The organism is Rhizobium sp. 62_C5_N11_2, assembly GCF_051811185.1.
In the GTDB taxonomy this organism is placed as follows: domain Bacteria; phylum Pseudomonadota; class Alphaproteobacteria; order Rhizobiales; family Rhizobiaceae; genus Rhizobium; species Rhizobium leguminosarum.
This window is the reverse complement of sequence record NZ_JBPWPW010000001.1, coordinates 2,023,040-2,046,462: the sequence shown is the minus strand read 5'-3', so window position 1 is coordinate 2,046,462 and position 23,423 is coordinate 2,023,040. Positions and strand designations below refer to the sequence as shown.

The window sequence follows — 23,423 nt, the reverse complement described above, 5'->3', positions numbered from 1 at the left end:
TGGGCTGGTGGAATCGTTTTTGAAAAGGTATCCGGTGAATCCCATGGCGCGATACGTATTCATCACTGGCGGCGTGGTTTCCTCTCTCGGAAAAGGAATTGCGGCCGCGGCTCTCGGAGCGTTGCTGCAGGCCCGTGGATATCGGGTTCGGCTTCGCAAGCTCGACCCCTATCTGAACGTGGACCCGGGCACGATGAGCCCGACCCAGCACGGCGAGGTCTTCGTCACCGACGACGGCGCGGAAACCGATCTCGATCTCGGTCACTATGAACGCTTCACAGGGCGTTCGGCGACCAAGACCGACAACATCACCACTGGCCGCATCTACAAGAACATCATCGACAAGGAACGGCGCGGCGACTATCTCGGCGCGACGGTGCAGGTCATTCCGCACGTCACCAACGAGATCAAGGATTTTGTTGTCGAGGGCAATGACGACTACGATTTCGTCATCTGCGAGATCGGCGGCACGGTCGGCGACATCGAGGCGATGCCGTTCATGGAGGCGATCCGCCAGCTCGGCAACGACCTGCCGCGCGGCACCGCCGTCTACGTCCACCTGACACTGATGCCCTATATTCCGGCGGCCGGCGAGCTCAAGACCAAGCCGACGCAGCATTCGGTCAAGGAACTGCAGGCACTCGGCATTCATCCCGATATCCTGCTGGTGCGCGCCGACCGCGAAATTCCGGAAGCCGAACGCCGCAAGCTCTCGCTGTTCTGCAACGTTCGCCCGTCCGCCGTTATCCAGGCGCTCGACGTAGCCAACATCTACGATGTGCCGATAGCCTACCACAAGGAAGGCCTGGACGACGAAGTCCTTGCCGCCTTCGGCATAGAGCCGGCACCGAAGCCACGGCTCGACCAGTGGGAAGAGGTCTGCAATCGCATCCGCACACCGGAGGGCGAGGTGACGATCGCGATCGTCGGTAAATATACCGGCCTCAAGGATGCCTATAAGTCGCTGATCGAGGCGCTGCATCACGGCGGCATCGCCAATCGCGTCAAGGTCAACCTCGAATGGATAGAATCCGAGGTCTTCGAAAAGGAAGATCCGGCACCCTATCTCGAAAAGGTGCACGGCATCCTCGTGCCCGGCGGCTTCGGTGAACGCGGTTCCGAAGGGAAGATCCACGCTGCCCGCTTTGCCCGCGAGCGCAAGGTGCCGTATTTCGGCATCTGCTTCGGCATGCAGATGGCGGTCATCGAGGCGGCGCGCAATCTCGCCGACGTGGCTGGTGCCTCCTCGACAGAATTCGGCGCGACGAAAGAACCCGTGGTCGGCTTGATGACCGAATGGGTCAAGGGCAACGAATTGCAGAAGCGCACGGCAGCCGGGGATCTCGGCGGCACGATGCGCCTCGGCGCCTACAAGGCGGCGCTGAAGAAGGGCACGAAGATCTCGGATATCTACGGTTCCACCGATATTTCCGAGCGTCACCGCCACCGCTACGAGGTCAATGTCGACTACAAGGATCGGCTCGAAAACTGCGGTCTCGTCTTCTCCGGAATGTCGCCGGACGGCGTGCTGCCGGAGACGATCGAATATCCCGACCATCCCTGGTTCATCGGCGTGCAGTACCACCCGGAACTGAAGAGCCGGCCTCTCGATCCGCATCCGCTGTTTGCGAGCTTCATCGAAGCGGCGACGGAACAGAGCCGTCTCGTCTGACGAATGCCAACACCAGATCGCGCGGTTAGAGCATTTCCGTTTTCTTCGAGTAACGGAAATGCTCTATCTCTTTGTTTTCACGCAATTCCGAACGCAAAACCGCTGCGCACTTTTGTTGGAATTGCTCTGGCACGATCTGGATAACATCCGTGCTTGCGCTATCTCGCCGGCATGAACACCGGACGCAGCACCACCGTCTCACGCTTCATCGCAGCACCACGCCAGCGCATCTACCGCGCCTTCCTCGATGCAGATGCCGTCGCCACCTGGCTTCCGCCCGGTTCGATGAAGGGCATCGTCCATGCCTTCGAGGGCAGGGAAGGCGGCGCCTTCAGCATGTCGCTCGTCTATCCCGACGACGAGGCGTCGCAGCCGGGCAAGAGCTCCGACAAGACCGACAGGTTCGAAGGCCGCTTTGCCAAGCTCGTGCCGGACGAACGAATCGTTTGGGCCACGGCCTTCGATTCCGAGGACGAGGGCTTTTCCGGCGAGATGACCGTGACCACGATATTGTCGCCTGCAGATGGAGGCACCGATGTGACGATGGTCTGCGACAACATCCCCTCCGGCATTCGCCTCGAAGACAATGAGGAAGGTTGCCGTTTGACGCTCGACAACCTCGCCGCTTTCGTCGGCGGTTAATGATCGGCGGCAGAAAGATGCTCTGCCGCCGAATTCATTTTTCAGGCAGCGGCAGGTAGTGGCCCGATATAGACCGAACGTGGGCGGATCAGCCGGCCGTTGAGCGCCTGTTCACGCGCGTGCGCCAGCCATCCGACAGTGCGGCCGATCGCGAAGACGCCGGTGAAGGCCTCACGGGGAAAGCCGAGCGTTTCGAGCAGCAGCGCCGTATAAAATTCGACATTGACGTCAAGCGGCCGGTTCGGTTTGCGCGCCCTCAGGATCGCCAATGCGGCGGCCTCCACGGCTTCCGCCAGCGCGCCGCGGGCGCTGTTTACCTGTCCGGTTGATATCAGCGGCTTCAGCGCGCCCTTCAGCGCATCGGCGCGCGGATCGCGGACGCGATAGATGCGGTGGCCGAAGCCCATCAGCCTTTCGCCGCGATCAAGCGCTTCGCCGAGCCACGGGTAAGCATTCTCCGCCGTTCCGATCGCATCCAGCATGTCGAGCACGGGACCGGGCGCACCGCCATGCAGCGGCCCCTTCAGGGCGCTCAGCGCCGCCAGCACGGAAGAGGTGAGGCCAGCCTGAGTCGAGGCGATGACGCGCGACGCGAAGGTCGAGGCATTGAGGCCATGGTCAGATATCGTCACGAGATAGGCATCGAGTGCCGCCGTCTGCTCCCTGGTCGGCAATTTTCCGGTCAGCATGCGCAGGATATCGGCGGCCTGCGGCAGCGAGGCGTCTGGTGCGATCGGCTGTTCACCGCGTTGCAGGCGCAAAACCGCCGGCAGAAAGACGGCAGGCGCCGCCAGAAGGTTGAGCGCGGTATCGAAATCTTCGCCGTCAGGCAGCCGGGCGATCAGCGCGCGCATCGCATCGACCGGAGGCAGGGTGAGCAAAGAGGCATCGGCGGCCTTGATGTGGTCGAACACCCCGGTTCGCGCCTGCGCCAGCCAGTCGCGCAATTCCACTTCATTGAAGCTTCGCTCCATCAACCCGTCCAGCAACAGGGCTGCGACGCCTTCATAGGTGCCGTCTGCGACCAAATGATCCAGCGCTACGCCGCGGATGATCAGTCGTCCCGCTTCGCCATCGACATCCGAGAGCTGCGTTTCGGCGGCAATGACGTCTTCCAAGCCATTTTTCATGTTGTTTTCTCCTTTACGATCGGGATGATCCAACCTAGTCTCATTGACGTCAATCTTGACGTAATTGATCAATGTGAGGCTCCAATGTCGTGGCTGACTGCCGAGGAGGCGTTGCGGGCGCTGAAGACCAAGCCGCAGACGCTCTACGCCAATGTCAGTCGCGGGCGCATCCGTGCCAAGCCCGATCCCACCGACCCGCGCCGCAGCCTCTACCAGGCTTCCGACGTACAGCGGCTTGCCGAGCGCCATGCCGGCCGCCGCAAGACCGAAACGGTCGCCGCCGAGGCGATCCGCTGGGGCGATCCGGTTCTCTCCTCGGCAATTTCCACCATCATCGGCGGACGGCTTTTCTATCGCGGAAAGGATGCCGCCGATTTCGCTGAAGTCGCGACGCTGGAGCAGACGGCGGCACTGCTCTGGAACGGCGCGGAAATACTTTCCTCCGGCAGCGGGACCGGACATGCCTCTCCGTCGCTTCAGGTTGCTTTCCTGGCACTGGCAGGGCGGGTAACATCGGACCTGCCATCGCTCGGCCGCTCGCAGGCAGCACTTCGCCGCGAAGCAAGTGGCGTTCTCCGCACCGTCGCCGATGCGCTGGCGCCAGATCCTTCCGACCAGCCGCTGCATTTGCGGCTTGCGGCAAGCTGGCAGAGGCCGGACGCTGCCGATTGCCTGCGTCGCGCGCTGGTGCTGCTTGCCGATCACGAACTCAACGCCTCGACCTTTGCGGCGCGGGTCACGGCATCGGCGGGTGCAGCCCTTTCGGCCGTCGTGCTGTCCGGTCTGGCGACGCTGACAGGGCCGTTACACGGCGCCGCGTGGCAGGGCGTCGACGCCTTGATCGAGAACGCTTCCGCCCTCGGGGCGGAGCAGGCGATCCGCCGCACGCTCGCCCAGGGCAATCGCCTGTCGGCCTTCGGTCATCCGCTCTATCCCGACGGCGATGTCAGGGCTCTGGCGCTGCTTTCGCACTTTGACTTGCCGCCGCAATTTGCCGAGATCCGGGAAACCGGCGAAGAGATGGTCGGCGAGAAGGTCAACGTCGATTTCGCGCTTGCCGCAATGGCCGCCGCCTTCGACCTCCCGAGGGAGGCGCCGATCATCATCTTCTCGCTTGCCCGTTCCGCCGGTTGGCTTGCACATGCGATGGAGCAGATCGACAGCGGTGAATTGATCCGGCCGCGGGCGCGTTATGCCGGACCCGTGCTTGAAACGGATAGTAGAACGTAAGAATTCCGCCGGCGATTGCGCCGGTTTACTTTTTTTGCCTAGGGAAATATTTGAATTCGTCTATCATCCCTCACATGGAAGAAGACGGTTGGCGGGCGCTTTCGAAAAGAGCTGTTCCGCATGGTCAAGGGGACTTTCCATGAATACGACGCTTCGCAGCCTGCTTGCCGCCGCACTCGTTCTCGGCCTCATTCCGCATGGGGCGGCCTTTGCGCAGTCTGCCGGCTGCACGGTATCGCGTGATGCCGGCGCCCGCCAGGTGCTCAGTTGTCCAGGCGGCGTCACGGTGACGGCGGAGGCCGGCGCCGCCTACAGCCTCGTCGACCGCAACCGCGACGGCAGCCCTGATTCGGCATCGCTGCGGCGCAAGGCCATTCTCGTCGATGTCGACAGCAACCAGCACGCCGGTGGTTTTCAGGTCGTGACGCCGCAGGCGATCGCTGCCGTGCGCGGTACGCAATGGGCTGTCGATGTCGCTGGCGGCAAGACCTCGGTGCTGGTCGTCAGAGGCAGTGTCGCGGTCCGCCGACCGGCCGGCGAGGCAGTGGTGTTGTCGCCGGGCGAGGGCGTCGACGTTACCGACGGAACAGAACCCCTCGTCGTGCGCCGCTGGCCGGCGCCACGCGCCGCCGCCCTTCTTGCCCGCCTCGGCCAATAAATCCCATGAACCATCGTCTACTGACCGTGATCGCGCTGCTGCTCGCCGGTCTTTGGGCGGCTGCGCTCGGCTATACCCATCTCAATGCCGGAAGCGGCCTTCTCGACCGGATGGAGGCCTCTCTTGCCGATATCCGCAGCGCCATCGTCGGCGCGAAAACACCGCCGCCCGTCGTCTCGATCGTTGCGATCGACGACCGCACCGCTAGGGCGCACGGTTATCCGCTTGATCGGGCGACACTTGCGCGCCTCGCCGAGGCGATCACCGCGTTGAAGCCGAAGGCTTTGGCGATCGACATTCTGCTCGTCGATCCGGGGCCGGAGGCGGGTGATGCTGCGCTGACTGTTGCCCTTCGCCAGGGGCCGAGCGTGATTGCGGCTGCTGCCACTTTCGCGCAAAGCAGCCAGCGGGTCACGGATGCGGCAGGCGATCCGCTTGCCGCCATCCCTGAGGCAAACCAGCTGCTCTTGCCGCTTCCGCGCTTTGCCGAGGCAGCCGCGGTCGGCATCGTCAATGTCGCAACCGACCAGACCGGCACGCCGCGCTTCATTCCGCTGATCTCGCGTTCCGCAGACCGGCTGGATCCGGCTTTTCCGCTGCGTGTCGCGTCGGTGGCGCTCGGCGTCGACCCCACCATCGAACCCGATGCCATCATGCTCGGAAAGCTGCGTATTCCCACCGATATCGGCCAACGCCTGCCGGTGACTTTTTATGGCGGGCATGGCAGCATCGCCACCTTCAGCGCCGCAGATGCGCTAGATGGCAAGCTTTCGGCGGATGCGATCACTGGTCGCATCGTCGTCATCGGTTCGACGGTGACTGGCGGTGGCGACGTTTTTCCGACGCCGTTCGATCCCGTCATGCCGGGCGTCGAGGTGATGTCGACCGCGATCACCCATCTCGTCACCGGCGACGGCATGGTGCGCGACCGTAGGATAAGGCTGATCGATGCCGGCATTGCCGTCGGTCTGACGCTCGTGCTCGTTTCGCTGATTGCCTGGCGCCGCAGTGCGGCAGGCTACATCATCATCGTGCTGACGCTGATCGTCTGGGCGATGATCAATCTGTCGGCTTTTGCGCATGGCTACTGGTTGAGTGCGGCACTGCCGATCGCCGCAGCGCTGCCGCCGGCGCTGATCTACGGGGCGGCCGAGCTCTGGCTCGACCGCGGCCGCGCCCGCCATTTCGCCGAGCAGAGCGCGCTCCTGCAGCGCATCGAGGCGCCCGGCCTCGGCGAGTGGCTGGCGCGCGATCCGAATTTCCTTGCTGCGCCGGTGCGCCAGAACGCCGCCGTCATCTTCATCGATCTCTCGGGTTTCACCGGCCTCAGCGAAAATGTCGGGCCGGTGGCGGTCAGCGAGATGCTGAGCGGCTTCTTCGAACTGGTCGACGAGGAGGCGCGCGCCCATGGCGGCGCCATCACCAGCTTCATGGGCGACGGCGCGATGATCCTGTTCGGCCTACCGGAGCCGGCCGATGACGATGCCGCCCGCGCCGCTGCCTGCGCGGTCAGCCTCTGCGAGCGCACGCGAGCCTGGCTTCAAGCACATGCGGGCTTTGCCCCGAAAAAGATCGGCTTCAAGGTCGGCGCCCATTGCGGCCCGATCGTCGCCTCGCGATTGGGCACCGGCGACCGGCAGCAGATCACGGCGGCGGGAGACACCATCAATGTCGGCAGCCGGCTGATGGAGGTGGCTGCCCGCCATGGTGTCGAACTGGCGCTGAGCGCCGAAATCGTCCGCGCTGCCGGCGCCGATAGCGTGCTCACGCAGTCCGGCCGCATGGAGGGACCGTTGGAAACGGCGCTACGCGGCCGGGCAAGCCGCATCGACGTTTGGCTGTGGCGTAGCCGTACGCTTTGACAATCGCCGCGGGAGCGGCTAGGAACGGCGCAAATACCCCGCCGGCTGGCTCCGGCCATGGCGCAGCAACGCGCCTGACAGCTCCGAAAGATCGAATCCATGACAGAATTTAACGGCGTCGTCCCGGCGATCGCCAAGGCGTTGCAGAAGCGCGGTTACGCCGAACTCACCCCGGTGCAGAAGGCGATGCTCGATCCAGCGCTTGCCGCTTCCGACGCGCTGGTCTCGGCCCAGACCGGTTCCGGCAAGACCGTCGCCTTCGGCTTGGCGCTGGCGCCGACGCTGCTCGAAGGCAGGGAGCGCTTCGGCAATGCCGGCGCGCCGCTCGCCATCGTCATCGCCCCGACGCGCGAACTTGCCCTGCAGGTCAAGCGTGAGCTCGAATGGCTCTTTGAGATGACTGACGCGGTGATCGTCAGCTGCGTCGGCGGCATGGACATCCGCAGCGAGCGCCGCTCGCTCGAACGCGGCGCCCATATCGTCGTCGGCACGCCCGGTCGGCTCTGCGACCATATCCGCCGCAGGGCGCTCGACATGTCGGAACTGAAGGCTGCCGTGCTCGACGAGGCCGACGAGATGCTCGATCTCGGCTTCCGCGAGGATCTCGAATTCATCCTGGATGCGGCACCGGACGAACGCCGGACGCTGATGTTTTCAGCAACGGTGCCGGCGGCGATCGCCAAGCTTGCCAAGAGCTACCAGCGCGATGCCGTGCGCATCAGCACCGCGGCCGAGGAAAAGCAGCATATCGATATTGAATATCGCGCGCTCATGGTGGCTCCGAGCGACCGCGAGAATGCGATCATCAACGTGCTGCGCTATTACGAGGCGACCAACGCCATTGTCTTTTGCTCAACGCGCGCTGCCGTCAATCATCTGACCGCGCGGTTCAACAACCGCAATTTCGCCGTGGTGGCGCTGTCCGGCGAGCTAACGCAGAACGAACGCAGCCATGCGCTGCAGGCGATGCGCGACGGGCGCGCCCGGGTCTGCATCGCGACCGACGTCGCCGCCCGCGGCATCGACCTGCCGGGCCTCGATCTCGTCATCCACGCCGACCTGCCGACCAACCCGGAAACGCTGCTGCACCGCAGCGGCCGTACCGGCCGGGCCGGACGCAAGGGCATCAGCGCCATGATCGTGCCGCTGAACGCGCGGCGCAAGGCAGAGCGCCTGCTGGAGAATGCCGGTATTTCGGCTGCCTGGGCGCGACCGCCCTCGGCCGAGGAGGTGAGCGAACGCGACGACGAGCGGCTGCTCGCCGACCCGATCTTCAACGAAACGCCGCAGGAGGAAGAGCAGGGGCTGGTACAGCAGCTTCTCGCCAGCCACGGCGCCGAAAAGCTTGCCGCCGCCTTCCTGCGTCTTTACCGCACCAATCATTCGGCGCCGGAAGATCTCATCGAAGTTACCGTGCAGGACGAACGCAGCCGCAAGCGCCGCGACAATGCCGAGCCCTACGAGCCGGCGCAGAAGGGACCGCGCGAGGATTTCGGCGCTAGCGTCTGGTTCTCGGTCTCGGTCGGGCGCAAGCAGAATGCCGAGCCGCGCTGGCTCATCCCGATGCTCTGCCGCAACGGCAATGTGACGAAGCGCGAGATCGGCGCGATCAAGATGCAGCCTGAGGAGACCTTCGTGGAAATCGCCGCGGCGAGCGCCGAAAGCTTCCAGGCGGCGATCGGACCGAACAAGGCGCTCGAACGCGGCATCCGCGTGACCAGGCTTCCCGGCACGCCGGATTTTAGCCGGGCGCCGTCGCCGAAGCCCTATGCCGGCAGGCCATCCCGCGACGAGCGGCCGGACGATACGTTCCGCGGCGAGCCGCCGAAGAACAAGTTCGGCAAGGGTCCGGGCGGCGGATACGCCGCAGCCGACAATGCAGGCCAGGAGAGACAGGATAGCAAGCCCTGGAGCAAGAAGCCGGGCAAACCCGGCTTCGATGGCCCGAAGTCAGACAAGCCGAAATTCGACAAGCCGAAATTCGAAGGCGCCAAATATGACGGCAAAGGCGGCGCCGGGCCGAAGGGCAAGTTTTCGAAGAAGAGGCCCGGCTGATTTTGTCGCTGCAGCACCGCGCTGTAATGCTTTGAATTAATGCATAATTTGTCCTTAAAATCGTTTCCTATTTGAGGAATTATGCAGCAACCCTTCGCCGGTCCTGGCGGAGGGCTTTGGGTCGTATCCCTCAGCGAGGCAAGGATGATGGTGGAAACGGCAATCCTCAGCGTTCCGGTTTTCAGTACGCTCTGCAATGAGGCCTTCCGGCTGCGACGCGCAGTTTTCGTATATGAGCAGAAGGTTCCCGAAGCCGAGGAATTCGATGCCGACGATCTCAGCGCCCATCATCTCGTCGCTGTCACGGCGGGCGAGGTTTCCGGCACGCTGAGAGCCATTTACGCCGAGGAACATGTGAAGATCGGCCGGGTTGCGGTTGCTGGCCGATGGCGCGGCCGCGGCATTGCGGCTGATATGATCGGGCGTGCAATAGAACTGCATCGCGGCGCACGCGACAACCGCTTCCATCTCACAGCGCAGGCGGACAAGTTGCCGCTCTACGAGCGTTTTGGCTTCGTTGCCTATGGCACTGAATTCCTCGACGGTGGCATGCCGCATCTTGCCATGAAGAACTATTGAGCTTCGGTGGCGGCAGGAGCAGACGACGATGAAACGCCCGGGCATGCAGCAACCCGATCCGGTCGCCTTTATCAAAGCTTATCTGCCGATCTCACCCGTTCCGTCCATTCCCGAGATCCGGCTTCATACGGCAGGCCCCGCAAGCGGGCTCTGGCGGCTTGCAGGCCGCAGAGAAGCCGATCCGGCACCTTATTGGGCCTATCCCTGGGCCGGCGGCGCCGTGCTTGCCCGCTATCTGCTCGACCGGCCGGAAATAGTCGTGGGTCGCCGCGTCCTCGATCTCGGCGCCGGCTCGGGGCTCGTCGCCATCGCGGCGGCGAAGGCCGGCGCAGCGGCGGTGACGGCGGTCGACATCGATGCCAATGCCGTTGCCGCGATCGGCCTCAACGCGGCGATCAACGGCGTGGATATCATAGCCCGGGCCGCCGATATCATCGAGGATCCACCACCGGAGATAGACCTCCTCGTTGTCGGCGACCTGTTCTACGATCCAGCGCTAGCCTTGCGGGTGATGGCCTTCCTGCGGCGTTGCCAGGCGAGCGGCATCGAGGTGCTGATCGGCGATCCCGAACGGGCCCACCTGCCGCAGGGCGAACTCAGCCGAATCGCCACCCATGCAGTTGCGGATTTTGGCGGAGGCAGCAGCGGCGGGGCGGTGCCGGCGGGCGTATTCTCGCTCTTCGGCAATAGCTGAAGGCAAGATTTAAACTCGCTTTGGCTGATGCGTTACCCTCTATAAAATGACTGCGTGCTCAATGCAGACACCATGCTTTTATTTTCGGTCGTGAACGCAGATTCCGGCAGACTCACAGGAAAAAGGATGGATGCCGAAAGTTGCTGGAAGCGTCACATCAAAACATCTGTTGTCGGGGGAGTCGTCCACGTCGATCAGCGCAAGCCATTTCTTTGTATTCCTAGTCGGATAATAGTCTTCGGTTTGATAGTAGAATCTTGAATAACATTGCCGCGGCCGTACTTCCCTGGGAAGTATTCCAATCCTTATAAGGTTCTTAAACTCATCTTGTTGGGCCGATATTCCCTTTTCGATGAAGTCACTCACAAGCGGCTGGAGTTCCGGGTAATTCGCGACACAATTGCTTACTGTCTGATCTTGCTTGCCTTTGTGTGCCGAGACGATGTAGCCGACGCTGCCGGTCGCCGACTTGTACGCCCCAAGTTTGCTTCCATCCAAGATCGTATAGCCTTTCAGCACACCTGACTTCTCAATCAGCGACCAATACCGCCTGAGATGCTCGTCCATATGATCCGAGCAGAGAATAAGAGTTTTGGGTGTCATCTCGTCTTTGCGATCAGGCATGCTCCACTCGATCGCCCAGGGGGCACCGGGATCGGACGGTGGCTCCAGCGCGGGACCTCCTTGTACCGCGGCAACGGCGGACGAATAGGCCGTGAGAAGGACGACAGCCGACATCATGTAGCTAGATAACATTGGCATCACCTACAAACACAAACGTTGCTCCTGCGCGTTCATTAGCAGCCAGAAGCGAATTACGCTCAGACGTGGAAATAAATTGCAACTATAATCAGGCTAGAAGGTCCGGCCGCAGCAGCATGACCGGGCAGGGCGCTCCGGCCGGCAGTTCCGGCGCATGCGGCGGGCGGATGACAAGGCAATCGGCTGCGGCGAAGACCTTCATCATCGAGGAATCCTGCTTGCCGAAGGGCTCGGCAAGCCAGTCGCCGGCAGCGGATTTCGAAAGCTTCGCCCTGATATAGTCCTGCCGGTGGTCATTGGCGCGCAGTGTGACGGCCGCCTCCACCGTTGCCTCGCGCCGCACCGGCGGCAGGGAGGCGAGCTTGCGGATCAGCGGCTCAAGGAAGAGCAGCGAACAGACGAGGCTAGAGACCGGATTGCCGGGCAGGCCGAGCACGTGCGTCTCACCGAAGCTGCCGACCATCAGCGGTTTGCCGGGGCGCATGGCGATGCGCCAGAAATCGAGCTGCATGCCGGCCTCGATCAGCGTGGCCTGCACCAGATCATGGTCGCCGACCGAAGCGCCGCCGAGCGTGACGATCACATCGACCTTGGCGTCCCGCGCCGTGCCGATCGCCGCGGTGATCTTGGCCTTGTCATCAGGCACGATACCGAGATCGAGCACATCGGCGCCGGCTTTGCGGGCAAGGGCTGCAATACCAAACGTATTGGATGCGATGATCTGCGAAGGGCCGGGCGTGCTTCCGGGCGGCAGCAGTTCGTCGCCGGTTGCGAGGATGGCGATCAGCGGGCGCCGCAGCACCTCGACATCAGGCCGGTTCATGCCCGCAGCGACCGTCAGCCGCGAGAAATCGAGCACGGTGCCGGCCGACAACACGGCTTCGCCTTCGGCGAAATCCTGGCCGCGAGGACGCACATGCTGGCCATGCCGCACAGGGAAATTGGTCCTGATGCCGCCCTCGATCTTCTCCACATCCTCCTGCAGCAGGACGCTATCAGCGCCTGGCGGAACAGGCGCGCCGGTGAAGATACGGACGGCCTCTCCCTGGCTGACGCTTCCCTCGAAGCCGTGGCCGGCGGAAGACATGCCGATGACCTTCAGCACGGCGCCCGGCTCCGGCGCGTCTTCACGGCGTAGCGCATAGCCATCCATGGCGGAGGCATTGAAGGGCGGCTGGGTCAGGCCGGCCGTCAGATCGACGGCCAGGACGCGGCCCTCAGCCTCGGCAAGCGACAGCGTCTCGGACGCCGCGACGGGCTTTGCGCGAGAGAGCAAGCGGTTCAGAGCCTCGGTGACCGGGAGAAGGTTCATCTTGCCTCCGGATGACGGAAATCGCCGGATTTTCCGCCGGACTTTTCTAGAAGTCTGATACCGCCGATCTCCATTGCCTTATCGGCCGCCTTGGCCATGTCGTAGATCGTCAGACAAGCGACCGAGACGGCGGTCAGCGCCTCCATCTCCACACCGGTCTTGCCGGTCAGCTTGGCGGTGGCCGTAACGCGCAGACCGGGCAGGGCGGCATCTTCCGCGATCTCGACCGTGACCTTCGTCAGCATCAGCGGATGGCAAAGCGGGATGAGATCGGCGGTGCGTTTTGCCGCCATGATGCCGGCAAGGCGCGCCGTGCCGACCACGTCGCCCTTCTTGGCATTGCCTTGCCGGATGAGAGCGAGCGTTTCCGGCGCCATCTTCACATGGCCCTCGGCAGTGGCGATGCGAACCGTCTCGACCTTATCGGAGACATCGACCATATGCGCCTCGCCGGAGGCATCGATATGAGTGAGCCCTGGCTTTTGGCCGCTCATATCATTCGGCCGCGATGGCGGCTTCGCCAAAGAGCAGCGCGCGGGTGGCGGCGGCTACGTCGTCCTTGCGCATCAGGCTCTCGCCGACAAGGAAGGTATTGATGTCGACGGCCTGCAGGCGCTTGCAATCCGCATGGGTGAAGATGCCGCTTTCGCCGACCAGCAGCCGGTCGTCCGGCACCATGGGGGCAAGCGTCTCGCTGACGCTGAGGCTGACTTCGAAGGTCCGCAGATTGCGGTTGTTGATGCCAATGAGTGGCGAGGAAAGCTTCAGCGCCCGCTCCATCTCCTCGGCTTCGTGGACCTCGACCAGCACGTCCATGCCGAGGCTGAAGGCTTCGTCCTGCAGGCGTTCGGCCTCGTCGTCAGAAAGCGAAGCCATGATCAGCAGGATGCAATCGGCACCCCAGGCGCGGGCCTCGTGCACCTGATAGGTCTCGAACATGAAATCCTTGCGCAGCGCCGGCAGCGTGCAGGCAGCGCGGGCGGCTGTCAGAAATTCCGGCGCGCCCTGGAAACTCGGCCTGTCGGTCAGCACCGAAAGGCAGGCGGCACCGCCGGCCTCATAGGCGCTCGCCAGCGACGGCGGATCGAAATCCGGGCGAATGAGACCCTTCGACGGGCTCGCCTTCTTGATCTCGGCGATCAGGCCGAAGCGGCCGGCATCACGCTTGGCAACGAGCGCCTTGTGGAAGCCGCGCGGGGCGGACTGATCAGCCTGCATCGCCTTCAAGTCGGCAAGCGACACTCTCGCCTTGGCGGCGGCGATCTCCTCGCGCTTGTAGAGTTCGATCTTCTTCAGGATATCGGTCATCGGGCAATCCTAGTCGATATCGTTGGAAACGGCGATGAGTTTGTCGAGAGCGAGCGCGGTAGAGCCGCTATCCAGCGATTGCGTGGCCAGCGTCATGCCGTCGCGGATCGTCGCGACCTTGCCCGCGATCACGAGCGAGGCGGCCGCATTGGCGAGCGAGATATCGCGATAGGCATTCTTGGCGCCGCCGAGCACCTCGCGAAGGGCTGCGGCATTGGCGACACCGTCACCACCCTTGATGTCGGCGAGCACGCAAGGGCTGACGCCGAAATCGGCGGGCGAGAGCTCGAAGGTGCGGATCTTGCCGTCTTCGAGTGCCGCGACGTGTGTGATGCCGGTCGTGGTGATCTCGTCGAGGCCATCACCATGGACCACCCAGACGCATTCGGAACCGAGATCACGCATGACTTCGGCAAGCGGCACCAGCCATTGCGGCGAGAAGACGCCGAGCAGCTGGCGACGGACGCCGGCCGGGCTGGAAAGCGGCCCGAGCAGGTTGAAGATCGTGCGCGTGCCAAGCTCGACCCGGGAGGGGCCGACATGACGCATGGCGGAATGATGCAGCTGGGCGAACATGAAGCCGACGCCGGCTTCCGCGATGCAGCGGGAAATGATCTCGGGACCGACGTCGAGCTTGACGCCGAGTGCTGCCAGATTGTCGGCCGCGCCCGATTTCGAACTCAGCGCCCGGTTGCCGTGTTTGGCGACAGGAACACCGGCGCCGGCGACGATCAGCGCCGCCAGCGTCGAGATGTTGTAGGTGCCGCTGGCATCACCGCCGGTGCCGACGATGTCGATCGCATCGGCCGGGGCCTCGACGGTCAGCATCTTCGAGCGCATCGCGGTGACGGCGCCGACGATCTCATCGACGGTCTCGCCGCGCACGCGCAGCGCCATCAGGAAGCCGCCGATCTGCGAGGGCGTCGCCTGGCCCGACATCAGGATGTCGAAGGCGGCTCGGGCCTCCTCTCGCGTCAGCGGCTCGCGGCTTGCGGCCTTGGCCAGGAACGGCTTCAGATCGGTCATAGAGCCTCCTAGCGGACCGTCGCCTGTTCGGCGAGGGTCTGGTTGATCTGCGCACCGTATTGCGTCTGCAACAGGTTGACCATCTGATCGAGAATATCATCGCCGGCAGCATTGGCCATGGCTGTGATCTGGGCATCGCGGTTGTTCAGCACATCGCCGGTCGGCTGGGTGTTGACCTCGGTGACCTTCAGCAGGATCTGCGTCGAGGGATCGGCGCCGACAGCACTTGCGACCGTGTCGACGGGGCCGGAGAAGGCGGCGGTGATGCCTGCCCGGCCGAGGACCGCATCATCGGTGGAGCGGGTGACGCCGCTCTTGCTCTCGACGGCGATGCCGAGCGGCGTCGCGATATCGGCAAGTGCCGTGCCCTTGGCCGCTTCGGCCTTCAATTCACCGGCCTTCTTGGCGAGCTCGGCCTTCTGCTGCTCCGCCGTCCAGTCTTCGACGGCCTTTTCGCGCACCTCGGCCACCGGCCGCTCGCGGTCCGGCGTGATTTCGCGGACGTTGAACCAGACATAGCCGTCATTACCGATCGGCAGCGGCGGCGCATCGACGCCGACCTCGGTCTTGAAGGCTTCGCCGAGCAGCTGCTGCTTGGCGGGGAGATCCTTGACCTCCTTGCCGTCCTTGTCGGCGCCGGTCATATCGACGGCGTCGACGGCCACGGCGGTGAGCTTCAGCTGGCCGGCAATATCCTCGAGCGTGGAACCGCCCGCGCGCAGGTCCTCGATGCGATCGTGAACGTTGATCACTTCCTGAGAGGCATTGGAGAGTGCCAGCTGCTTGCGGATATCCTCCTTCACCTCGTCGAAATTCTTCGTCGTTTCAGGCTTGATGTTGGTGACGCGCAGGATGACGGGGCCGAAGGAGCCATCGACGACAGGCGTCGTGCCGCCATCGCGCGAAACCGCAAAAGCCGCATCGGCAACGGCCTGGTCGGGAACCTTGTCCTTGGTGAACTCGCCGAGCAGCACGTCGCTTGCCGTCTTGCCCTGGTCGGAAACCAGCTGGTCGAAGCCGGTGCCGCTCTTCAGCGCCGTTTCGGCGGCGACGGCGAGATCCTTGCTGGTGAAGGTCAGCTGTTCGATGGTGCGGCTTTCCGGCGTGCGATAGGTATCCTTGCTCTTGTCAAACGCTTCGTGGATCTGGTCGTCGGTGACGGTCGCCGCATCGGCGATATCGGCGGGCTGCAGCTTGAGATAAACGAGCTTGCGGTATTCCGGCGCCCGGTAGCGCTGCTTGACGCCATCGAACCATGTCGCCAGCACGTCGTCGGCAGGCGCCTTGATCGGCTCGATATTGGCGTTGGTCAGCAGCAGGTAGTCGATACTGCGGCTTTCATCGCCATAGAGTTTCAGGGCATCGACCAGCGTCTTCGGGGCCGTGAACCCGTTGGAGATGGCATCGACCACCTGGCTGCGGACAGCGACCTTGCTGCGCTCCTTGATGTAATCGTCCTGGCGGATGCCGGCATTGCGAAGACGCGAGACGAAGAGCTCGCGGTCGAACTGGCCGTTGACCGCCTTGAACGCCGGATCGTCGGCAATCAACTGGGCGAGGCGATCCTGCGACAGGCCAAGGTTCATGTCTTCGGCGAGCTGGTCGAGCGAGGCGCCGGCGACGAGCTGGGCGAGCACCTGCTGCTCGATGCCGAAGGCGCGGGCCTGCTCGGGGGTGAGGCGCGTGCCGAACTGCTGGCTGACGCTTGCCACCTGGCGCTGATAGGCGAGGTGGAATTCGTTGACGTCCACATGCTGATCGCCGACGGTCACGACCGTGGTGCTATTGCTGCCCGTTATCAGCGACCGGGAGACGCCCCAGATGCCGAAGGACGCAACCAGCAGAAGCATCAGCAGCTTGGCGACCCAGGTCTGAGCGGCCCTTCTCAGGATATGGAACATAGAAACGCAAACCTCGCAGTATCATTGACCCGCGCGCGGGCAGACATTCGACGTTCCTTAAAACAAACCCGACAGGAAATGAAGGGTTTGTCACGCGAAAAGCTGCGCGGACCGACGGCAGCGCGGCAGCAGCTTTGCGGCGAACAAAAGATCGGCTCCAACGGAACCTTTTTGGCCGCCATTTCGTTGAAGCGGCATCCCATGAAACAGGAGCAGACCATGGCAGAATTGAAAACCGCTTCCGCCGAATCCACCGCTGCGCGCGTCAAGGCTGACATAGCAGCAGACGATCTGTCGGCGCAGGTCGCAGCCCTTCGCAACGATCTTTCCCGGCTGACGGAAAGCGTGGTGGCGCTGGGGCAGGGGGCGAAGTCGGCGGTTACCGACGAGGCTTCGCTGATGACGGAGCAACTGCGCGACAAGGTGCGCGAAGAACCGCTCATGGCACTCGCGGTGACGGCAGGCATTGCCTACGTGTTCGGCCTGCTCAGCCGCCGTTGAACGGGAATATAGGTGAAGAAAGGCCGGACGTCATGAACGCCCGGCTTTCAATATTTCCGATGACGGCAAAAGCTACCGTCAACGGCGGATGACGCGCCCGATCGCGATCAAGATGCAGGCACCGACGAAACCGGTGATCAGATAACCCAGCCAACCGGCGAGCGGCTGGATGTGCAACAGACCCAGGATCCAGTTGGCGACAATCGCGCCGATGATGCCGAGCAATATGTTCATGAGCAGGCTCATGCTGCTGCGCATGGCCTTTTCCGCCAGCCATCCGGCGACACCGCCGATAATGATGGCTGCAATCCAACCCACGCCTGCGTCTTCCATGGTTATCTCCCTCCTGGCAAAACGAGTCACAGAATGCACGAAACGAAAGGAAGTTCCACTCCCAGTTACTGAGATTGCTTGCAGGTTCAGCAACTTATGTGACTCACGGCTGCAGCAAGGTGACCGGAGAGTTCAGCGCGTGGGCGGCAATCTGGAAGAGCAGGCCGGCAATGGCGAGCATTGCGAATCCGAAAGGCATGATCAGGCTTTTGCTAAACATCTTTCCTCTCCCCTTTTGCGTAAAGCATAAGCGGAAGCGGAAGGAGCGCAACTATATTGTTAACAGATAGTTAAGCCTCACAATTGATTAAACTTTAACACATTTTTTATTGTCGTAATACTTTCGGATGTCGAAACACTTCTTCTTCACGCTTCCCGTGTTTGCTGACGGATCTTCGGCGATCTATGCTCGCCAGACCTTCCGGTCTACGCCGCCTGATCAACGCCGACTGCAGACGCAATAGCACTTGGTGCTGCCATCTCTCCGGATCGCAAACTGGGTCGGCGATGGTCAAGTGATCGAGCGCCTCAAGCCCAATCCGCCGCCGCCTGGCAATCAGGTCCGGTGGACGATCAACATGAAGAAGAGGAAGGATGCTGTTGCGACCGTCGCGGCGAAGGCAATCTGGTAATCCATGTCGTTAACCCCGGTTGGATAGCTCGCGTTAACGCAAATCCGCGTCACGGAGTTCCATACCGTCCGTTCGCGCTTATCTCCTGCTCTCCTGCGGATTGATTTTGGCGAGGAGTGCATCATTTTCTCTAGAATAGGATGATTTTAGGCCCAGTCGGCCTAAAATCTGAATCCTGTTCTAAATTAAGAGTTAGAGCATGATGTCGTCCGAAAACCGCTCACACTTTTCGGCATCATGCTCTGAATCGCCATTCAATCCGGGGGAAAACACTTGATGCCAAAAGCTGCAATCGCCATCGCCTGCATCTGCCTGCTGACACTTTCCGGTTGCGGCAATACCGCATACGGGCTGAAGAAGGATGGACAGGAAGCGAGCCACGCCATGGACAACGCGACCCATCGGGTGCTTTCCGCCGGCGCAAAGAAGTGACGCAGGCGACTGAATAAAAAAGCCCGCCTGGGGTGAGGCGGGCTTAGAATAACAGGGAGAATGGACGGATAGACTCCGTCTCAGCTAATAAAGCACTTTCTTAAACGTGTGGCTTTACGTCATTCGACGTAACCGCGACCGGCAACGATCCGATGCGCACCATGATTCAAAATTGAATCAGAGATATCCGGATCGAATCAATGATATTGGGATCAGGTCAGAAGTTGCCCCAGTTTTGAGCGCGGGCACGGGCGCGAATAATCCGGTATTCGCGACCGCCATAGAGCGAGCCAATTGTCAGCAGAAGCGTCAGAACGTCCCAGATGATATGCATGTTATCCTCTTAGGTTGGACGGCCCTGCCGTCGATCGGTTGAAGATACAATAGCAATCTTTCGAATGTGCTTATATGACAAGAAATCGGGATGAGCGGGAAAGCGGGCTGGGCGCTTCCGCAGAGGAGGGGCGGCATCGCCGTCTTGGAGCAGCAAAGTGAACAGATTACCGGACGGCGGCTCATGACGATTTTCTCCGTCCGCCACATCACGTCCTATCGTTACGTCAGGGAGGTCGAATTCGGCGAGCACCGCTTGATGTTCCGACCGCGCGACAGTTTCGACCAGCGGCTGATCGAAGCGTCGTTGACGATCTATCCTGAGGAAAGTCATGTGCGCTGGATCCACGATGTTTTCGGCAATTGCGTGGCGCTCATCAATATTTCGAGGCCGGCGTCCGAGCTTCGTTTCGAAACCTGGATCACGCTCGATCATACGCCGCAGGTCGCCCTGGATCTCAAGGTCGACGACGAGGCCCTGACCTATCCATTCTCCTACGACAAGGATGAGATTGCCGATCTGACGCCGGCGATGCAGCGCCATTATCCCGATCCGAACGACGAGGTCGGACGCTGGGCGCGCCAGTTCGTGCGCGTTGGACGTCCGACGGAGACCGGGCACCTGCTGATGACGCTCTGTTATGCCATTCGGGAAAGCTTCGTCTATGCGCGGCGCCAGGAACATGGGACGCAGACGCCGGTGCAGACCTTGCAGCTTCGTTCCGGCACCTGCCGGGATTTTGCGCTGCTGATGATGGAGGCGGCACGCGTCCTCGGCCTCGCGGCGCGGTTCGTCACGGGTTATGTCTATGTTCCCGACCGGGACGGCTCCACCGTGCTCGGCGGCGGTTCGACGCATGCATGGTGCCAGATCTATCTTCCCGGCGCCGGCTGGACGGAGTTCGATCCGACCAACGGCATCGTCGGCAACCGCGATCTCATTCGTGTCGCGGTTGCCCGCGATCCGCGCCAGGCAGTCCCGTTGAGCGGCAGTTACGACGGGGATGGGAAGGATTTCGATAGCATGACGGTGCAGGTGAACGTCACCACAAGGCAATCTGGCTAGCCAGGCGGTGACAGTCCCGGTCTTGCGGGAACCGGGTAGCGCGATCAGCGTTCCCTACTCACCTCTGCCAATGCGGAGACGCGACAAGGAAGCCACCATGAAGATACGCGCCGGGTTTCATCTGGGCTACGAATGCATGCAGCCAACGCCAATGCTGCTCGTCCTCAATATCCACCCATCCCGTCGTGCCGATCTTCTCAGCGATCAGATCCTGACATTCGACCAGCCGATCGAGGCCTGGAGCTATACGGATGTGTTCGGCAATGCCTGCAGCCGGATCGTCGCCCCGCCGGGCCTGACGACGATCTCGACGGAGTTCGAGATCTACGACAGCGGTCAGCCCGACATCGTTCCCGACGATGCCGTCCAGCACGCGATCAATGACCTGCCAGATGATGTGCTGGTCTTCCTGCTTGGCAGCCGCTATTGCGACACCGACAGGCTTGCCGATTTTGCCTGGGCCACATTCTCATCGACGCCGCTCGGCTGGGCGCGCGTCCAGGCGATCTGCGATTTCGTCCATGACCACATCACCTTCGATTACCTGAAGGCGGACGTTCTCCGGACCGCGCATGGCGGCTTCACCGACAAGGCGGGCGTCTGCCGCGACTTTGCCCATCTCGCCATCGCGCTTTGCCGATGCATGAATATCCCAGCCAGATATTGCACGGGCTATCTCGGTGATATCGGCGTTCCGATCGATCCCAATCCAATGGATTTCAGCGCCTGGTTCGAGGTCTTTCTCGGGGGGCACTGGCATACGGTCGATGCCCGCCACAACACGCCGCGCATCGGCCGGATCCTGATGGCGACCGGGCGTGACGCTACCGACGTCGCCATGTCGACGGCCTTCGGCCCGGCAACGCTTTCCCGCTTCGAGGTGATCACCGAGGAACTGCCGCAGGAGGCACTCAAGGACGATTGATGATGGGCAAGGGAGATCCTATGCCTTCTTCAAAAACTCGGTTTTCAGTACGAGGCCTTTGACCTGCTTGGTGTTACACTCGATCTCACCAGGATTGTCGGTCAGGCGAATGCCCTTGACCAGGGTTCCGCGCTTCAGCGTCTCCGAAGTTCCCTTGACCTTGAGGTCCTTGATCAGCGTCACGGAATCGCCGTCTTGAAGCTGAGTCCCGTTGCTGTCCTTTACAATGATGTCGGCCATGATGTCCCCGCAGTAATTCAAAGTGCTGCAGCGTCCTTTGCGCGTCTGAAAAGACGCACAGCGCTGTCGTGATCCGGACGGGAAATCATGTTGGCATGGGATAGTCAATGCGAAGGGGCCGGCCAGGCTGCACTTCAGTCCTACGCGACCCTTCTTCAATCAACTGATGCGCAGGCCTCCCGAACGCCGGCGATCCCTTACCGGCTGCGCTCAGTGCGCGGGGATAAATGAGCCCGGCACTCATCCGCCGCAGCCAAGCTCAGACCAAGGTCCGACCTGTCTCGGACTTCATGCCCATACTAACGCTTCGGCCGCTGCCATAGATTTTGCGCCGGGGCGGAGTTTGCGGAGTTTTTGCTGTGACTAAGATTATTGTCGCCGGGATGATACTGGCACCGCTTATCTTCTGGGGTTCTATTGGCGTCCTCATATACTCGTATTTTTCGTGAATATTTATCAGGCGCCCCGAATTCCGAAAACCGGAAAGCTTCTATTCAGTTGTCATGGTTCTAGTTCGCGAGCAACGATCGGCCGGGATCAAGGGGACCGACGACGGCGAAAATTCGACAGTGGGATCAGTTCGATTGGCCGCGGAAGATTGCAACGGCCGCCGCGACCAATGCAGCATTGTCACTCGCAATCGTTCCATCCGGGAGGTGCTTGCCATCTTCCAGGCCGATGCGGGTGGAATAGCGGCGTTCGCGCGCCGATCGGACGAAGGGCCAGACAGTCCCGTCGAAGCCGTGCAGGAGGATCGGCCGATTGACGCGGCTGCGCTCAAGCACCTCGATGATGCCATCCCTGATAGCGCATGCGCGCTGCAGATCCTGTTCGTCGTCAAGCTCGATCAACAGTCGAAAGACCCGCTCATGATCTTCGAGGCTGGTGTAGCGCTCCGCATCGGCGACCGATGCCAGCCCGACTTCAATCCCGACGCCCTTCTGCCGGAGCAGCTGGATGACACCAGGCGCATCGTCTTCCGACAGGTTCACCGACGCATAATCCGGCAGAACGCGCCAGCAGCGGATGCCTGCCCGCGTTTTCTCCCGATCGCCTTCGATCCAGGCGCCGGTGGACACACCGATCAGCGTTCCCGGACAGGCGCGGCGGATCGCGCCAAGCGTGTCGTCTACGGCGGCAAGGCTCTCCTTGCCGTCGGCTCCGCGCGGATGAATGTGGAGCTCCGCGGCACCCGCCGCGACCGAAGCGGCGGCATCGCGCACCATGGCATCGATCGTCAGCGGAATGAGCGGATGGAAATCCCTCGGCCGTGCGCCGTTGATGCAAGCTTGAACGATCATAAGGGAGCCTCGCGCTTGTTGGGCCGCTTAAGACACTGGGTATACCAAAATCTGGAAAATTCGAAGAACCTTGGCGCCGCCGCTATCACGGCTGTTTCCCTTGCTGTTGAAGCCCCAATGATATCAAATCAGCCACGATAGGTGACTGCTGGTTCTGGCCCAGGATCAAGCTGCGCGAAAGCCGAGACCCTAAAGCGGCGCAAGGTTGCCGTGTCATGTCAGGACGTCTTTACGACTCCGGCTCAGAGGACGGCCACGTGATCTCGTGGCAGCGACGTGACGTCAATCTGCCGCCCGACCCCATTCTTGAGTTAATGGCAGTCGCGTCCTGCCGCAGCCTGTACATCATCTCATCATCGACGCAAAGGTCGCCGGTCGGTCTTGGTCGTCTCTCATTGCTCCAGCCGCAATGCGGACGTTAGTTCCCAGCCTCGCCGTTCACGGAGAATTCGATCTCACGACTCACCAAATGACAATGGTGTGGCGTTTGTGGCGGTGCTGGCGATAGCCGGCGTCTGGTTGGCGGCTCGACCTGCATGGAGACAGGTCGAGCTCCTGAAGATCCAAACTGTCGAGCTAACAAGGGAGCGCCTGGCGGAGCGCTACAGGATGATTAGAGACGCAATCAAAGCATTGGAATGGGACCAGTGGGTACAGGAGCATCGATTGCATCCCGGCACGCCGGTGGACAAAGATGCTTTCGTGGAGGAGATGCTGGATACTTTTCGTAATCGAAAGAAAAGGCTTCACTTTGGTTTGTGAAAGAGGTGGCTAGACGCGGCGTTACAAGCCGCCGCGATGGCTAGATCAAGGCAGCGCCCATCCGTTC

23 protein-coding genes are annotated in these 23,423 nt (G+C 62.0%); 13 read left to right on the top strand and 10 right to left on the bottom strand.

Going from position 1 to position 23,423, the window contains the following annotated elements:
- Window positions 1-43: 43 nt before the first annotated feature.
- Window positions 44-1,672, top strand: a complete 1,629-nt coding sequence (locus AB8B31_RS10360) for a CTP synthase (RefSeq protein WP_018445280.1) — start codon at window positions 44-46, stop codon at window positions 1,670-1,672.
- Between the two features lie 171 nt (window positions 1,673-1,843).
- The gene (locus AB8B31_RS10355) at window positions 1,844-2,314 is read left to right on the top strand and encodes an SRPBCC family protein (protein WP_026230511.1); all 471 of its coding nucleotides are present in this window, start codon (window positions 1,844-1,846) and stop codon (window positions 2,312-2,314) included.
- 41 nt (window positions 2,315-2,355) lie between these two features.
- Here AB8B31_RS10355 and AB8B31_RS10350 read toward each other — a convergent pair whose 3' ends face one another.
- Window positions 2,356-3,444, bottom strand: coding sequence for a citrate synthase/methylcitrate synthase (locus AB8B31_RS10350; RefSeq protein WP_018445282.1), 1,089 nt, complete (start codon window positions 3,442-3,444; stop codon window positions 2,356-2,358).
- Between the two features lie 84 nt (window positions 3,445-3,528).
- On the opposite strand from AB8B31_RS10350, the gene AB8B31_RS10345 reads away from it, so the two are divergent.
- The 6 genes from AB8B31_RS10345 to AB8B31_RS10320 all read left to right on the top strand — a co-directional run bounded on the left by AB8B31_RS10345 (window position 3,529) and on the right by AB8B31_RS10320 (window position 10,522).
- Window positions 3,529-4,674 carry a citrate synthase gene (locus AB8B31_RS10345; RefSeq protein WP_028733731.1) on the top strand — a complete coding sequence of 382 codons (1,146 nt, stop codon included), beginning with the start codon at window positions 3,529-3,531 and terminating at the stop codon, window positions 4,672-4,674.
- Between the two features lie 139 nt (window positions 4,675-4,813).
- On the top strand, window positions 4,814-5,332 hold the full coding sequence (locus tag AB8B31_RS10340; RefSeq protein ID WP_018445284.1) for a FecR domain-containing protein: 519 nt from the start codon (window positions 4,814-4,816) through the stop codon (window positions 5,330-5,332).
- Between the two features lie 5 nt (window positions 5,333-5,337).
- Window positions 5,338-7,194: a CHASE2 domain-containing protein gene (locus AB8B31_RS10335; RefSeq protein WP_018445285.1), complete on the top strand. Its 1,857-nt coding sequence runs from the start codon at window positions 5,338-5,340 to the stop codon at window positions 7,192-7,194.
- Between the two features lie 99 nt (window positions 7,195-7,293).
- On the top strand, window positions 7,294-9,249 hold the full coding sequence (locus AB8B31_RS10330) for a DEAD/DEAH box helicase (RefSeq protein WP_018445286.1): 1,956 nt from the start codon (window positions 7,294-7,296) through the stop codon (window positions 9,247-9,249).
- 144 nt (window positions 9,250-9,393) lie between these two features.
- Window positions 9,394-9,828 carry a GNAT family N-acetyltransferase gene (locus tag AB8B31_RS10325; RefSeq protein WP_026230512.1) on the top strand — a complete coding sequence of 145 codons (435 nt, stop codon included), beginning with the start codon at window positions 9,394-9,396 and terminating at the stop codon, window positions 9,826-9,828.
- Window positions 9,829-9,856: 28 nt separating this feature from the next.
- Entirely contained in the window at window positions 9,857-10,522 is a 666-nt protein-coding gene (locus AB8B31_RS10320; RefSeq protein WP_026230513.1) for a class I SAM-dependent methyltransferase, read from the top strand.
- A 78-nt stretch (window positions 10,523-10,600) separates the two neighbouring features.
- Here the strand turns inward: AB8B31_RS10320 and AB8B31_RS10315 are convergent, their stop codons facing one another.
- The 6 genes from AB8B31_RS10315 to AB8B31_RS10290 form a co-directional block, all read right to left on the bottom strand.
- Window positions 10,601-11,278, bottom strand: coding sequence for a hypothetical protein (locus AB8B31_RS10315; RefSeq protein WP_018445289.1), 678 nt, complete (start codon window positions 11,276-11,278; stop codon window positions 10,601-10,603).
- Window positions 11,279-11,372: 94 nt separating this feature from the next.
- Window positions 11,373-12,596 carry a molybdopterin molybdotransferase MoeA gene (locus AB8B31_RS10310; RefSeq protein WP_018242090.1) on the bottom strand — a complete coding sequence of 408 codons (1,224 nt, stop codon included), beginning with the start codon at window positions 12,594-12,596 and terminating at the stop codon, window positions 11,373-11,375.
- Complete coding sequence (gene moaC / locus AB8B31_RS10305) at window positions 12,593-13,090, bottom strand: cyclic pyranopterin monophosphate synthase MoaC (RefSeq protein WP_018242089.1); 498 nt, start codon at window positions 13,088-13,090, stop codon at window positions 12,593-12,595. Before moaC ends, AB8B31_RS10310 begins: the two co-directional genes overlap by 4 nt.
- Window position 13,091: 1 nt before the next feature.
- Window positions 13,092-13,904 (bottom strand): indole-3-glycerol phosphate synthase TrpC, encoded by an 813-nt coding sequence (trpC, locus tag AB8B31_RS10300; protein WP_018445290.1) that lies wholly within the window; start codon window positions 13,902-13,904, stop codon window positions 13,092-13,094.
- A 9-nt stretch (window positions 13,905-13,913) separates the two neighbouring features.
- Window positions 13,914-14,930 carry an anthranilate phosphoribosyltransferase gene (trpD, locus tag AB8B31_RS10295; RefSeq protein ID WP_018242087.1) on the bottom strand — a complete coding sequence of 339 codons (1,017 nt, stop codon included), beginning with the start codon at window positions 14,928-14,930 and terminating at the stop codon, window positions 13,914-13,916.
- Window positions 14,931-14,938: 8 nt separating this feature from the next.
- Window positions 14,939-16,831 carry a peptidylprolyl isomerase gene (locus AB8B31_RS10290; RefSeq protein ID WP_018445291.1) on the bottom strand — a complete coding sequence of 631 codons (1,893 nt, stop codon included), beginning with the start codon at window positions 16,829-16,831 and terminating at the stop codon, window positions 14,939-14,941.
- A gap of 219 nt (window positions 16,832-17,050) precedes the next feature.
- Between AB8B31_RS10290 and AB8B31_RS10285 the strand changes: the two genes are divergently transcribed.
- The gene (locus AB8B31_RS10285; protein ID WP_026188395.1) at window positions 17,051-17,332 is read left to right on the top strand and encodes a hypothetical protein; all 282 of its coding nucleotides are present in this window, start codon (window positions 17,051-17,053) and stop codon (window positions 17,330-17,332) included.
- A gap of 78 nt (window positions 17,333-17,410) precedes the next feature.
- Here the strand turns inward: AB8B31_RS10285 and AB8B31_RS10280 are convergent, their stop codons facing one another.
- Window positions 17,411-17,665: a GlsB/YeaQ/YmgE family stress response membrane protein gene (locus tag AB8B31_RS10280; protein WP_018242084.1), complete on the bottom strand. Its 255-nt coding sequence runs from the start codon at window positions 17,663-17,665 to the stop codon at window positions 17,411-17,413.
- A 908-nt stretch (window positions 17,666-18,573) separates the two neighbouring features.
- Here AB8B31_RS10280 and AB8B31_RS10275 point away from each other — a divergent pair.
- The 3 genes from AB8B31_RS10275 (at window position 18,574) to AB8B31_RS10265 (ending at window position 21,053) form a co-directional block, all read left to right on the top strand.
- On the top strand, window positions 18,574-18,729 hold the full coding sequence (locus tag AB8B31_RS10275; protein ID WP_018445292.1) for a hypothetical protein: 156 nt from the start codon (window positions 18,574-18,576) through the stop codon (window positions 18,727-18,729).
- A gap of 517 nt (window positions 18,730-19,246) precedes the next feature.
- On the top strand, window positions 19,247-20,128 hold the full coding sequence (locus AB8B31_RS10270) for a transglutaminase family protein (RefSeq protein ID WP_028733729.1): 882 nt from the start codon (window positions 19,247-19,249) through the stop codon (window positions 20,126-20,128).
- 97 nt (window positions 20,129-20,225) lie between these two features.
- Window positions 20,226-21,053, top strand: a complete 828-nt coding sequence (locus AB8B31_RS10265) for a transglutaminase-like domain-containing protein (RefSeq protein WP_018242079.1) — start codon at window positions 20,226-20,228, stop codon at window positions 21,051-21,053.
- 18 nt (window positions 21,054-21,071) lie between these two features.
- On the opposite strand, the gene AB8B31_RS10260 is transcribed toward AB8B31_RS10265, so the two are convergent.
- Together AB8B31_RS10260 and AB8B31_RS10255 are read right to left on the bottom strand one after the other, a co-directional pair.
- Window positions 21,072-21,293 carry an alkylphosphonate utilization protein gene (locus tag AB8B31_RS10260; protein WP_018242078.1) on the bottom strand — a complete coding sequence of 74 codons (222 nt, stop codon included), beginning with the start codon at window positions 21,291-21,293 and terminating at the stop codon, window positions 21,072-21,074.
- A 575-nt stretch (window positions 21,294-21,868) separates the two neighbouring features.
- Complete coding sequence (locus AB8B31_RS10255; protein ID WP_028733728.1) at window positions 21,869-22,594, bottom strand: 3-keto-5-aminohexanoate cleavage protein; 726 nt, start codon at window positions 22,592-22,594, stop codon at window positions 21,869-21,871.
- A 480-nt stretch (window positions 22,595-23,074) separates the two neighbouring features.
- Here AB8B31_RS10255 and AB8B31_RS10250 point away from each other — a divergent pair, with 480 nt between their 5' ends.
- Window positions 23,075-23,356 (top strand): hypothetical protein, encoded by a 282-nt coding sequence (locus AB8B31_RS10250; RefSeq protein ID WP_018445294.1) that lies wholly within the window; start codon window positions 23,075-23,077, stop codon window positions 23,354-23,356.
- Window positions 23,357-23,423 lie beyond the last annotated feature (67 nt).

What these genes read in the sequence shown, in the direction of transcription:
- AB8B31_RS10360 (WP_018445280.1), top strand. Translation starts at nt 44, where the DNA reads ATGGCGCGATACGTATTCATCACTGGCGGCGTGGTTTCCTCTCTCGGA.
- AB8B31_RS10355 (WP_026230511.1), top strand. Translation starts at nt 1,844, where the DNA reads ATGAACACCGGACGCAGCACCACCGTCTCACGCTTCATCGCAGCACCA.
- AB8B31_RS10350 (WP_018445282.1), bottom strand. Translation starts at nt 3,444, where the DNA reads ATGAAAAATGGCTTGGAAGACGTCATTGCCGCCGAAACGCAGCTCTCG.
- AB8B31_RS10345 (WP_028733731.1), top strand. Translation starts at nt 3,529, where the DNA reads ATGTCGTGGCTGACTGCCGAGGAGGCGTTGCGGGCGCTGAAGACCAAG.
- AB8B31_RS10340 (WP_018445284.1), top strand. Translation starts at nt 4,814, where the DNA reads ATGAATACGACGCTTCGCAGCCTGCTTGCCGCCGCACTCGTTCTCGGC.
- AB8B31_RS10335 (WP_018445285.1), top strand. Translation starts at nt 5,338, where the DNA reads ATGAACCATCGTCTACTGACCGTGATCGCGCTGCTGCTCGCCGGTCTT.
- AB8B31_RS10330 (WP_018445286.1), top strand. Translation starts at nt 7,294, where the DNA reads ATGACAGAATTTAACGGCGTCGTCCCGGCGATCGCCAAGGCGTTGCAG.
- AB8B31_RS10325 (WP_026230512.1), top strand. Translation starts at nt 9,394, where the DNA reads ATGATGGTGGAAACGGCAATCCTCAGCGTTCCGGTTTTCAGTACGCTC.
- AB8B31_RS10320 (WP_026230513.1), top strand. Translation starts at nt 9,857, where the DNA reads ATGAAACGCCCGGGCATGCAGCAACCCGATCCGGTCGCCTTTATCAAA.
- AB8B31_RS10315 (WP_018445289.1), bottom strand. Translation starts at nt 11,278, where the DNA reads ATGTTATCTAGCTACATGATGTCGGCTGTCGTCCTTCTCACGGCCTAT.
- AB8B31_RS10310 (WP_018242090.1), bottom strand. Translation starts at nt 12,596, where the DNA reads ATGAACCTTCTCCCGGTCACCGAGGCTCTGAACCGCTTGCTCTCTCGC.
- moaC (WP_018242089.1), bottom strand. Translation starts at nt 13,090, where the DNA reads ATGAGCGGCCAAAAGCCAGGGCTCACTCATATCGATGCCTCCGGCGAG.
- trpC (WP_018445290.1), bottom strand. Translation starts at nt 13,904, where the DNA reads ATGACCGATATCCTGAAGAAGATCGAACTCTACAAGCGCGAGGAGATC.
- trpD (WP_018242087.1), bottom strand. Translation starts at nt 14,930, where the DNA reads ATGACCGATCTGAAGCCGTTCCTGGCCAAGGCCGCAAGCCGCGAGCCG.
- AB8B31_RS10290 (WP_018445291.1), bottom strand. Translation starts at nt 16,831, where the DNA reads ATGTTCCATATCCTGAGAAGGGCCGCTCAGACCTGGGTCGCCAAGCTG.
- AB8B31_RS10285 (WP_026188395.1), top strand. Translation starts at nt 17,051, where the DNA reads ATGGCAGAATTGAAAACCGCTTCCGCCGAATCCACCGCTGCGCGCGTC.
- AB8B31_RS10280 (WP_018242084.1), bottom strand. Translation starts at nt 17,665, where the DNA reads ATGGAAGACGCAGGCGTGGGTTGGATTGCAGCCATCATTATCGGCGGT.
- AB8B31_RS10275 (WP_018445292.1), top strand. Translation starts at nt 18,574, where the DNA reads ATGCCAAAAGCTGCAATCGCCATCGCCTGCATCTGCCTGCTGACACTT.
- AB8B31_RS10270 (WP_028733729.1), top strand. Translation starts at nt 19,247, where the DNA reads ATGACGATTTTCTCCGTCCGCCACATCACGTCCTATCGTTACGTCAGG.
- AB8B31_RS10265 (WP_018242079.1), top strand. Translation starts at nt 20,226, where the DNA reads ATGAAGATACGCGCCGGGTTTCATCTGGGCTACGAATGCATGCAGCCA.
- AB8B31_RS10260 (WP_018242078.1), bottom strand. Translation starts at nt 21,293, where the DNA reads ATGGCCGACATCATTGTAAAGGACAGCAACGGGACTCAGCTTCAAGAC.
- AB8B31_RS10255 (WP_028733728.1), bottom strand. Translation starts at nt 22,594, where the DNA reads ATGATCGTTCAAGCTTGCATCAACGGCGCACGGCCGAGGGATTTCCAT.